7 protein-coding genes are annotated in these 10,383 nt (G+C 48.0%); 2 read left to right on the top strand and 5 right to left on the bottom strand.

Annotated features, from left to right (window positions below):
• The first annotated feature begins 290 nt into the window (after positions 1-290).
• Complete coding sequence (locus HY811_06655; protein ID MBI4834480.1) at positions 291-3,551, top strand: beta-N-acetylhexosaminidase; 3,261 nt, start codon at positions 291-293, stop codon at positions 3,549-3,551.
• Between the two features lie 167 nt (positions 3,552-3,718).
• Positions 3,719-4,483: a HEAT repeat domain-containing protein gene (locus HY811_06650; protein ID MBI4834479.1), complete on the top strand. Its 765-nt coding sequence runs from the start codon at positions 3,719-3,721 to the stop codon at positions 4,481-4,483.
• Between the two features lie 20 nt (positions 4,484-4,503).
• On the opposite strand, the gene HY811_06645 is transcribed toward HY811_06650, so the two are convergent.
• From HY811_06645 to HY811_06625, 5 genes are all read right to left on the bottom strand, one after another.
• Positions 4,504-4,707 carry a hypothetical protein gene (locus tag HY811_06645; protein ID MBI4834478.1) on the bottom strand — a complete coding sequence of 68 codons (204 nt, stop codon included), beginning with the start codon at positions 4,705-4,707 and terminating at the stop codon, positions 4,504-4,506.
• 31 nt (positions 4,708-4,738) lie between these two features.
• Positions 4,739-6,994 carry a BatA domain-containing protein gene (locus HY811_06640; GenBank protein ID MBI4834477.1) on the bottom strand — a complete coding sequence of 752 codons (2,256 nt, stop codon included), beginning with the start codon at positions 6,992-6,994 and terminating at the stop codon, positions 4,739-4,741.
• 6 nt (positions 6,995-7,000) lie between these two features.
• A complete protein-coding gene (locus HY811_06635) occupies positions 7,001-7,906 on the bottom strand; it encodes a DUF58 domain-containing protein (GenBank protein MBI4834476.1) in 906 nt (301 codons plus the stop codon).
• Positions 7,907-7,919: 13 nt separating this feature from the next.
• A complete protein-coding gene (locus HY811_06630) occupies positions 7,920-8,993 on the bottom strand; it encodes a MoxR family ATPase (GenBank protein ID MBI4834475.1) in 1,074 nt (357 codons plus the stop codon).
• A 185-nt stretch (positions 8,994-9,178) separates the two neighbouring features.
• Positions 9,179-10,114 carry a tetratricopeptide repeat protein gene (locus HY811_06625; GenBank protein MBI4834474.1) on the bottom strand — a complete coding sequence of 312 codons (936 nt, stop codon included), beginning with the start codon at positions 10,112-10,114 and terminating at the stop codon, positions 9,179-9,181.
• Between the last annotated feature and the right edge of the window lie 269 nt (positions 10,115-10,383).

The following is a 10,383-nucleotide window of genomic DNA, read 5'->3' as shown; positions in this document are numbered from 1 at the left end:
TCCCCATCTATAGCCTTACCGTATCATATCTCCGGCCTTACCGTATCACACCTTAAGCCTTACCCTATAACATCTCCGGCTTTACCATATAATACCTTCGGCCTTACCGTATGATACCTTCGGCCTTACCTAATACACCCCCCTAAAAAATAAATGAATACAGATGACTTAAGGGAAATATCCCCTCTTCATCCAGCCTTGCGGGATTACGGGGGACGCATGATTATATGTAAATGGTGGACGCGAGAAATTGACAACTGCCGATAAATAAGATATATTCCACTACGATAATGAAAAGTATTACTGCTTTTGCTATTGCGGTATTATGCCTGTTTGCCATAGCACATCTTTCCTGTGCAAGCGGATGGAAAAATGATATCGCACGGCCTAAATTCCCCTTGGCTATCATCCCCCAGCCCCGGATAATAGAGAAGAAAGATTTGTCCCATGCCCATCTCCATAAAGAATGGAAAATAGTCCTGGAAAGCACATCAAGCGAAAAAGACCGCTACAGCGCACAACTCCTTAAAGACGACCTCAAAGATATTTATAATGTCGATGTCCGCATTGCGGTTGATGATACCTTGGTAAAAAATGATAATAATGTAATCATCCTCGGCGTTCCCGCGCGGGATAAATCCATCATGCACCGCACCACAACCAAAGGCGTCTTTGTCCAGCAATGGCTGGGTAATGAAGGGTATGTCATGGATATTTCACCGGATTATATTTTTGTCCTCGCCAACGATTCGGCCGGCGTCTATTACGGCGTCCAGACCCTGCGCCAGAGTTTATATGCCGAAGCCGGAGAGGTGATTGTCCCTCCGCTCCTTATCCGCGACACGCCCGTCTATAAAAGAAGAGGTTTTCAGCTCGATATCAGCGATAACCCCTTCCCTAAAAAGGAATACCTGGAAATAATCGTCTCCACACTCGGCTTCTATAAATTCAATATGCTCTCTCTTTATACCGAGCCGCAAGCATTCAGGTTTTCCAAATATCCTAAATTGTCTAGGGCTGAAGCGCTTACTCCGGAAGACCTGTCCAGGCTTTCCAAATACTGCGCCTTGAATAATATCGAGCTTGTCGGTAATTTACAATCGCTCACCCATTGGGATAAGGTGCTTTCCTCAACCGACACAACGATTGCCGAAGATGGGGAAAATCCAACCGCGCTTTCCCCCATGAAGGAGAAAACATACGAATTACTGTCCGATTTATATTCGGAAATCGTGCCGGCATACAAGTCCGAGTTCTTTAATGTCAATTGTGAAGGCTACGCGGAGGCGCAAGCCGGAATAGATTCCTCCACCCAGGTAAGCGCGCCTGACAAATGGATTAACCACATCAACCGCCTGAATAAGATATTATTGGGTTTCAGCAAGCAGATGATGGTCTGGTCGGATATGCCTTTGAAAGCGGAGCGCCTGATACCTTTATTGCCGAATAATATTATCGTTATGAATTATTCGGATTCCCCGAAGAATGATTATGGAAAACTGATTGACCCGTTTAAAAACCAGAAGATAAGTCAGTTTATCTGCCCTTCAGTTTGTTCAACTAATCGCGCGTTTCCCATGATGCCGGACGCCTTCCGGAACATCCGCGGATTTATTACCAAGGGCGCCGAGGCGAATATTGAAGGCATGATGGTTTGCGGTGCATGGCATGGCGCGGGAGAGGACTGGATGGAAACGGAGTGGTTTCCGGTTGCCTGGGCATCAGAGTGTGCCTGGATTCCCGATGGGGCGGATGAAAAATACTTCAAGAAGAAGTTTACCAGGAGCTTTTACGGGGCGGGCGATGAGGAATTCGCTAAGATAGCCGAATATCTTTATAAGCCTGCGGAGCTTTTGAACTTTCCGGATGATGCTACTGGCATCTTTTGGGACGACCCGTTTAATTCGCGATTCCACTTGACCGTACCGGATTTCTACGAACGCCTTAAGGATACCAAGGAATGCGCCAATAACGCGCTTAAACTGATTGAACTTATAAAAAACAAGGCATGCCGCCGAAAGGATAACCTGGATTACCTCGCCTTTGCCACTAAACGCTGGCAGTTTTTGGTGGATAAATACCGCACTGCTCATAATCTCATGTCCAAATACCGGGAATTCTATAGCGAATGGCGGGATGTCCGCCACATGGTTTTGATGAAACTGGGTGAAGTCAAGACCGTGCTTAATACGTTGGAAAACCAGCTCAAACGCTTTGAAGCAGACTATACCGCCTTATATAGCCGTATTTATTTGCCGGGCATAAAAGATGAAGTAATGAAACGCTTCGAAGGAATGGCAAAAATATACCGTGAAAAACAAAAGATGCTGGCGCATACAGCAGAAGATTTTCCTTTATCCGGTAAAATTCCGGAACCGGCAGAGCTTGATTTCCAGGAAAAGGAATTATCAAACCGCATCATCCGGTTATTGCCAATTCTCCCGGCAACCGAAATCGCTAAAATCCCAGTTTGGTGGAATAATGACTGGCAATACCGCCTGATGCTTAATGCCGAATTGCCTTTAGATACAAGGAATGCCAGCGCTGTTGGGCGTATGGATTATCCGCTTGAAATAACCATCAACTTTTCAGAACTCCTTAAAGAAACGGAGCGGAGCGGCGTCCCGGCTGAAAGTGTCGGAAAAGAATTCGATAAAAACTCTGTCAGGATGATTGAGGAAACAACCAAAGGGCAGGTGGATATCCCATGCCAATTCGACCCGGGCAATAATTTTAATACCAGGCATAATGCAATCGGTAATCTTGTCTGGATAGCCGGGGGCGATTGGAAGCCGGGTACTGCGCGCCGTTTTTACATATATTTTGACGCCTTAAAGAACGGTCCCAAAAAACAGGCTGATTATAACATAAAGGGGTTAAAAACCTATGATAAAAAAGGTAGTAAATGGGTGGAAAATGAGCGGATGAAGGTGGAAATAAATCCGAAGGGTGCGCGGATAAGCCAGTGGCTGGTGAAAAAGTCCGGCGAGCAGATTGTTGCCGAAAACGAGGGTTTCTTTACCGCCCCCGGAGACAAAGAGTTTTTGTTTACCCTTGAGGCAAACGGTCCGATTATGGTCCGTTACCGCGCTGAATCAAAAGACGGTGCGGGAGCGAGGCGGACTTTCAATTTCTTCCATAATCTTCCCATGGCAGATATCATGTTTTCCCGCTGTATCGGGAAACTGGATAATTATGATAACCTGTCTTCAATAAATAAACACGGTAGATTCCTCTTTTCCAACTACTTTAACGGGAAATCGCCCAAACAAGGCGAAAAAATGCTTTCGGAAACAGCGGTCGGATGGGCGGCTAAGCTTTTGCCTGAAGGATTAACGTTTGGCTTCATGAGCCCGGATAATAACACAGCGCTTTATGTTTCTTCCGATAGATTGGGTGTTGATGAAGATAAAACATCCCTTTCGCATTTTATTATCTTTGCGGACAAGACCAGGGGCGATGAGTTTAACCTGTTGCACCGGCTTTCCGCGACATATAACCTTATCGGCCTGCCGCGCATCTTCCGGGGCAACCTCGAATCCAATAAATAACTTTCTTATAATCTATGACAAATTTACTAATACACCCCTGCCCCGTTTAGACGGGGGCATCCCCTCTTGTTAGAGGGGACTTAAAATTCCCCTCTTGAGAGGGGTTAGGGGTGTGTAATTAGTCTTGACACAACTCGTTTACATTATATAATCCGTGTTAAATATTTATGAACCAGCATTTAAACGAATTAATCAGCATGGTAAGGAGCGAGGATGCGGAGGTGAGCCAATCCGCGGCGGATGAGATTGTCAAGCTGGGACTGCAAGAGTCTATTCCCGAAGTGACTAAATTGCTCCGCGATGACGAAGGCCACGTGCGTGAATCAGCCATTCGCATACTGGTGAAGCTCGAAAGCCGGAAATCAATCCCGGCAATTGCCAAACTGGTAAATGATTCGGATGACGATGTCCGCGTGGCGGCGATACTTGCTTTGGGTAAATTAGGGGCGCAGGAATCTGTCCCGCAAATACTTAAACTCCTTAAGAGTAAAAACGTGAAAATAAGGAGTTCGGCTATATTCGTGCTGGGTGAACTTAATCATACCAAGGCGATTCCCGATATCATAAAATTATTGGCTGATGAAGATGAATGGGTGCGCGGCGCGGCGGTTTTGGCTTTGGGCAAGCTCGGCGCCAAAACGTGCATACCGCATATCGTCAAGCTGATGAAGGATGAAAATAACTGGGTCCGCGCCAACACTCTCTACGCCTTAAGCAATCTGTGCGCCAGCGAGCTCATTCCGGATATCATCAAGCTGACCGCGGATAATAATCGGTATGTGCGCGGCGCGGCGGCGATTGCACTGGTCGAAATGGGCTTAAAGGAAAGAGTCACCAAAGAATTGCAGGCCGATATCAAGGCCGTGGCTGATATCACCTGGCGCAGGCACGAAAGCCAACGCGCCCAAGCTGCGCTGAAACAGCTTTCATAAAAGCATGCAAACGGCTTTGATTATACAGGTTTTACGACTACCGCGGTGCCATACCACATGTCATTAAAGCGGATTCCGATAACGGCGTTCGCGCCTAACTTTTCGGCATCTTCCAGCAAGCGCTTGTAAGAACCGGCCGTCTTAAACGCCGGCTGTGCCGTGACCAACCCTTTGTATTCGATAATGCGGTATCCTTCCAGTTGATAAGTTGTGCTGGTTATCATAATCGCCTCATCATAAACAGGGTGTTTATCTTTATTTCTTCGCCGAGCCGAAACGCTGGGCTAAGACGGTTTCCATGGCCAGCAGCACCAGAACCGTCCAGATAAGGTATTTCCAGATATTACTTGCCGGCGGCTTGGCTATTGATTGGGCGGATTGCTCGTTAAACTGGCTGAAGAGTTCAAACTTGAACGAAGGGTATAATTGCTTTAATTCTTCTTCTGATATTTTCTTAAGGTCGCCTTCGGTTGGGTTAAGGTTTACCGCAAAATATGTAAAGAGTTTGGATTGTTCATCGGCATCGAGTTTATCCAGCGTATAAAAACCGGCACGTCCCGTATCGTTTTCCGGGCAGGTAAGGGCAAAACCCTGTTCCCCGGGAAGCGGTTCGGGCGAGAGCGATTTTATCCCGCGTTCCGGCATTATCAGGGAAAAGGTTGGGCTGAATTCGGATGGTTTTATAATCAGTTTCAAAGGCTCGCCGACCGAGATATTTTTAAAGCCGACGTCAGGGGTGGAAAGGAATTTCGCCAACTGGTCGTAGAGTATCACTCCGCCCGGCGTTGCCGGCAGGTTATTCCATTCTATGTCCGCGGCAGTGGTTACGGCAATCACTTTTCCCTTGCCAAAGAGTTTTTCCGCGATTGCCGGGTTTTCGTCCGTATCGTTATAGCGCGCCAGCACGCGGATATTTTTATTTCCCGCCTGACCGGTCGTCATCTCGGGCAGGTCCTTGTTTTCCGGTTTGTCTTTTTCCTCCGCCGAAGGCTCGGGTACTTTCATCCGGTAATATTCATAGATGAATACGCGGGTAAGGTAGTCCTTGATAGGCAGGAAATAACTGAGCGCTTCGTGGTTGAAATCCGCTTTTTCCAGGCGCGTGTAAGTTTGGTGTTCCTTATCGCCGAGTATTTCAATCAGCTCGCCCGGAAGGAGTCCCTCGCCGTTCCTGTAGAGCGACTGGTTATAGAAAATGCGGTCAACCTTGTCGCCCAGGAATATTAAAAGGCCGCCGCCGGAACGGACGAATTCTTCCAGCTTTTTCAGCTTGTCCTGCGAGACGTATTCGAGGTTCGCCATGATGACCAGGTCGTATTTGGAGATATCGGTTTCTTCAAAGACGATATCGGAAACCGTATCAATTGCGTAGATGCTGAACCTTTCCACGTCGATGCGCGAAGGCTGGAGCGCGTATTTCAGATACATTGTTTCGTCTTCGTAAGGATCTGCCGAAGGTTCGCCATCCACCACGAGTACCCGGACGGATTCGCGCACGTCCACGGTAAGGTAGCGGGTGTTATCCTGTTCCAGGTTATCGGCTTCCAGGATCGCTTTTACTTGATGCGAACCGGGTTCGGCGAATTCATACGGGAAACTGACCACGCCAAGTCCATATTGGCCGACCGGGATGGAAGCGCTATTATGCTTAAGGTCGTCCACATAGAAACTTACTTCCAGGGTGGCAAGGCTCGATGGGCTGAAGTTATTCACCTCCACCTCGAAATTGGCGGTTTTCTGGGTGCGGATGATGCGGTTTAAGGAACGGATGCCGTTGACATTGGTATTAACGGCGTCTTTCATGCCGATATCTATGATTTTTACTTCCGCCTTGCCACTGAGTTCAGCCAGGATATCGGTGAATTTCGCGCGGTTTTCGTCGCGGACTATCCAGCCGGAACGCTGGCAATCCGTGATGAGATAAATAATCTTGCGTGATGAATTGGAACGCTTGACCAAATCCTGGATTGCCAGGAAAGTTTCGTAACAGCTCGTTGCGTAATGGGAGAGTTCCATATTGGCAAGCGATTTCTTGACCAGTTCCATGTTGGCGCTGGCTTCGCTCACCACAATGGAAGGTTTGGAGGAAAGGGCGATTAATGATGCCTTATCTTTATGGGATGGTTTTAGTTTGTCAACCAGCCCGTTGGCGATATTTTTAGCCGTATCAAAAACGGAGTTTTTCCCTATTTTATAACCCATGCTGTAGGAATTATCAATGATGATAAAGGCGTGGGTATCGGTCGTGCCGAGCGCGGCAAGGGGTGTTTCCTGGAAATAACAGCGCGCCAGGGCAAATGCCAGGAGGACGACAATCATCACACGGATGATAAGTAAAATCAGGTTTTCCATCTGCAAGCGGCGCTTGGTTTTCTTGAGCGCCTGAAGCAGGAATTCCATGGCTGCCCAGCGTATTTTACGGTAACGCTGCCGGTTCAAGAGGTGTATGATAATCGGAATCGCGCCGGCCAGTGTCAGCCATGCCAATCCCGGATTAATAAAACTTCCCATATTATTCTATTTCTTAGCTTTATGCGTTGCCAGCCGTGTGGCTAAATATGCGCTTAGCGCCACATCGAGCATCTGGTCGGTGCTAATCTGGACGTAATCAATGCGCTCTTTCAGGCAGCCGCGGCGCAAAGTGGTAATAAAATTCTGCACGATATTGATATATTCACGGCGCAGGTGCCTGGGGTCGGTGACTACATCTGGATATTCTTCCAGCCCGATAAAACGTGTCATCCAGTCAAACGGGAAAGACATTTCCGCTTCATCAAGCAGGTGGAATATGATTATTTCCTGTCCCTTAAAACGGAGTCTTTGCAATCCCTTTAAGATGGCGTTGGGGTCATCAAAAAGGTCGGAGATGATGATGACGAGACCGCGTTTCCTCACCCGTTCGGTCATGTCCATGGAAATTGCCTTGACGTCGGTTTTCCTGGTGGGTTTTACTTCGCTCAATTCCTTGAATATGGCGTTAAGATGAGCCGGGTTGCTGCTGGGCGGTATGGCCTTATATATCTCACGGTCAAATAATTCCAGTGCGACTGCATCCTGTTGCTGGACGACCAGGTAGGCAAGCGCCGCAGCCAGCGAACGCCCGTATTCGAACTTGGAAATTTCACCCGAGGCATAATCCATTGATTCGGATGTATCCAACATGATATGGCAATAGAGATTGGTTTCCTGCTCGTATTCTTTTATATAAAGGCGGTCCGAACGCCCGAAGATTTTCCAGTCGAGGTGTCTCAAGTCATCACCCGGAGTGTATTCACGGTGCGCGGCGAATTCCACGCTTACCCCGCGGTAAGGGCTTTTATGCAAGCCGGCGATAAAGCCTTCCACAATGAGGCGTGCCCGTAATTCCAGCCGGGCAACTTTATTCAATACACGCGGGTCTAAATAATTCTGAAAATTCTCCATGGGTTATCCCGCCTTACTCCTTTATGCTCGGTTGAATCACATCAGGAAGTTTTTCATCCTTGGTCAGCTCGCTTTCCGTAGTCGGCGTAATCTGCAGGAGCTTATCGACAATCTTATTCGGGGTGACGCCTTCCGCTTCGGCGGAGAAATTGGTGATAATCCTATGCCTTAAGACCGGATGGGCAACCGCCTGGATATCTTCGATGGAAACGTAATACCTTCCCTGAAGGACCGCCCGTGCCTTGGCGCCGATAATGAGGTATTGCGAGGCGCGCGGGCCGGCTCCCCAGGATACCCATTCCTTGATAAATTCCGGCGCCATTTCCGTATGGACGCGGGTTTGCCTGGTTAGGTTGATGGCGTATTTCATGACCACATCCGCAATGGGCACCCGGCGGACGATATCCTGCAGGTGCATTATTTCTTCGCGGTTTAATACTTTGTTTAAGGTCATATCAAACGGCGAGGTGGTAAGTTTCATGATATCCAGTTCTTCCTGTTCGCTGGGGTATTCGACCATGATGTTGAACATGAATCGGTCGAGTTGCGCTTCCGGCAGGGGATAAGTGCCTTCCTGTTCAATCGGGTTTTGGGTTGCCAGGACGAAGAAAGGCTGTTCCAAAGTATATTTCTTGCCGCCGGCCGTGACCTGCAGTTCCTGCATGGCTTCCAGGAGCGCGGCCTGTGTCTTGGGCGGGGTGCGGTTGATTTCATCCGCCAGAAGCACGTTGGCGAAAATCGGCCCCTTGATATACTGCATGCAGCGCTGTCCGGTTGCCTGGTCTTCCTGGATGACGTCCGTTCCGGTGATATCAGACGGCATGAGGTCCGGCGTGAACTGGATGCGGTTGAATGAAAGCGACAAGGTCTGGGCGAGCGAGCGGACCATCAATGTTTTTGCCAGGCCCGGCACGCCGATTAAGATGCAATGCCCTTTGGAAAAGATGGAAATAAGCAGTTGTTCCAGGACTTTTTCCTGCCCGACAATGGCGCGGGATAATTCAGAGCGCATTTTATCGTAAGCGCTTTTAAGCTTCTGCACTGCCGCCAGGTCTCCTTCCCCAAGTGGTCTATTTACCTCTTCCATAAAACCTCCTTATAAGTTAGTGTGTTTTGAAAGCACAAGTATAGCTTTATACGCAGAGGCGGTCAACCCCGTTAGAGATTCGTAATAGTCCATGGTAATAATGCATTAGCTCTTTTACCGGTTCACACATATGAAACCATTAAAAAACAAATTAACATAAATCTCTAACGGGGTCAAAGAAAATATCAATCTTTTGTTTTTGATGGGGGCGTGTTTTGCTTGCGCATGATTTCTTTGGCGCGGAGCACGAACCGCAAGGCTTCTTTGTCCGGCTCCTTGAATTCGGCAAGCGGTTTTAATATGGCAAGGCTTTCATTTGTTTTACCGCTGAAATAGTAAACATAGCCCAGGAGAAATTTGGCTTCGAAACTTTCCGGGGAGTATTTTGCCAGTATCGCCAGCTCTTCGGTTTGCTTGTCGAATGTTTTTGGGTCGTCATAGAATTCTTTTAAGTCCATGGGCGTATCTTCGAGGTCGTTAACGATTGCCATTCCCTTGCGTATGGCGCGGGCGCTAAATGTGTAATCGCCCATCGCGAAGAGGGCGTTCCCGTAAAGGATAAGTGCGACCCCGTTCTCAGGGTTTTCAAGCAGTATTTTCTTGATGGTTTCCGCCGATTCCCTGAACTTGTCGTCTTTAAAGAGAGCAAGGGATGATTTAATCAGTTGATTCGTATCGAATGAGTTGAGATTCGGCTTTTCATTGATACGCGATGGTTTGGCGCGGTTGAAGGTCTTGTTTAATTCCGCTTCGTAGCGTTTCAGGTTTATCTGGGAGGGTTTTTTGCGCTTCATGTAAACAATGGAAAACGGCAAATCATCCATTCCTTTGATAGTGGGTTCGGAATAGAGGCCCGTTGTGCCGGAATCGTAGCTGTCCGAAAGCATCGGCTGGATTTCAATGGAGTCCTTGGATTTCTTAGTGGGCGTAACCGGGGTGTAATCATCGGCGGCAGAATCAACTTGCGTATTTTTTATCTTGGGTTCATCCGCACAGGTATTGTTTCCGATAGGGAGGCATAAAATAATAGCCAGACTTAGGCAGATAATAATCAGCGTGGATATGGTTTTATCGCGCATGGTAATATAATAACCGTAAAAAGCGGTTTTGTCAACTTTCATATTGGATTAAATAATTACCTCTAAATACATCTCCATCTGGCGGCTAATCGGCTGGGCGTTGGGCGATTTGATGAACATCGAAAAATCAAGCGGTTTGCCCGTCCAGCGCATCCAAATCCCGCTCCTTGTCGTTAAATTCTTGAGCGAACTATAATCTTCCGCGGTCTCCGGCTTCAAGACAAAGTGACATGAAATGTCATTCCCGCCCCGCTCCTCCCGCTGAGGCGGGATTCGGGGACACCCGATAATAGGGACCTTCGGCAGAATGG

The sequence above is a fragment of the Planctomycetota bacterium genome, from assembly GCA_016207825.1.
Taxonomy (GTDB): Bacteria; Planctomycetota; MHYJ01; order JACQXL01; family JACQZI01; genus JACQZI01.
The sequence above is the reverse complement of the archived record's forward strand: the minus strand, read 5'-3'. Positions and strand labels throughout refer to the sequence as shown.

Coding starts and splice junctions, on each gene's coding strand:
- HY811_06655 (MBI4834480.1), top strand. CDS start 291: ATGAAAAGTATTACTGCTTTTGCTATTGCGGTATTATGCCTGTTTGCC.
- HY811_06650 (MBI4834479.1), top strand. CDS start 3,719: ATGAACCAGCATTTAAACGAATTAATCAGCATGGTAAGGAGCGAGGAT.
- HY811_06645 (MBI4834478.1), bottom strand. CDS start 4,707: ATGATAACCAGCACAACTTATCAACTGGAAGGATACCGCATTATCGAA.
- HY811_06640 (MBI4834477.1), bottom strand. CDS start 6,994: ATGGGAAGTTTTATTAATCCGGGATTGGCATGGCTGACACTGGCCGGC.
- HY811_06635 (MBI4834476.1), bottom strand. CDS start 7,906: ATGGAGAATTTTCAGAATTATTTAGACCCGCGTGTATTGAATAAAGTT.
- HY811_06630 (MBI4834475.1), bottom strand. CDS start 8,993: ATGGAAGAGGTAAATAGACCACTTGGGGAAGGAGACCTGGCGGCAGTG.
- HY811_06625 (MBI4834474.1), bottom strand. CDS start 10,114: ATGAAAGTTGACAAAACCGCTTTTTACGGTTATTATATTACCATGCGC.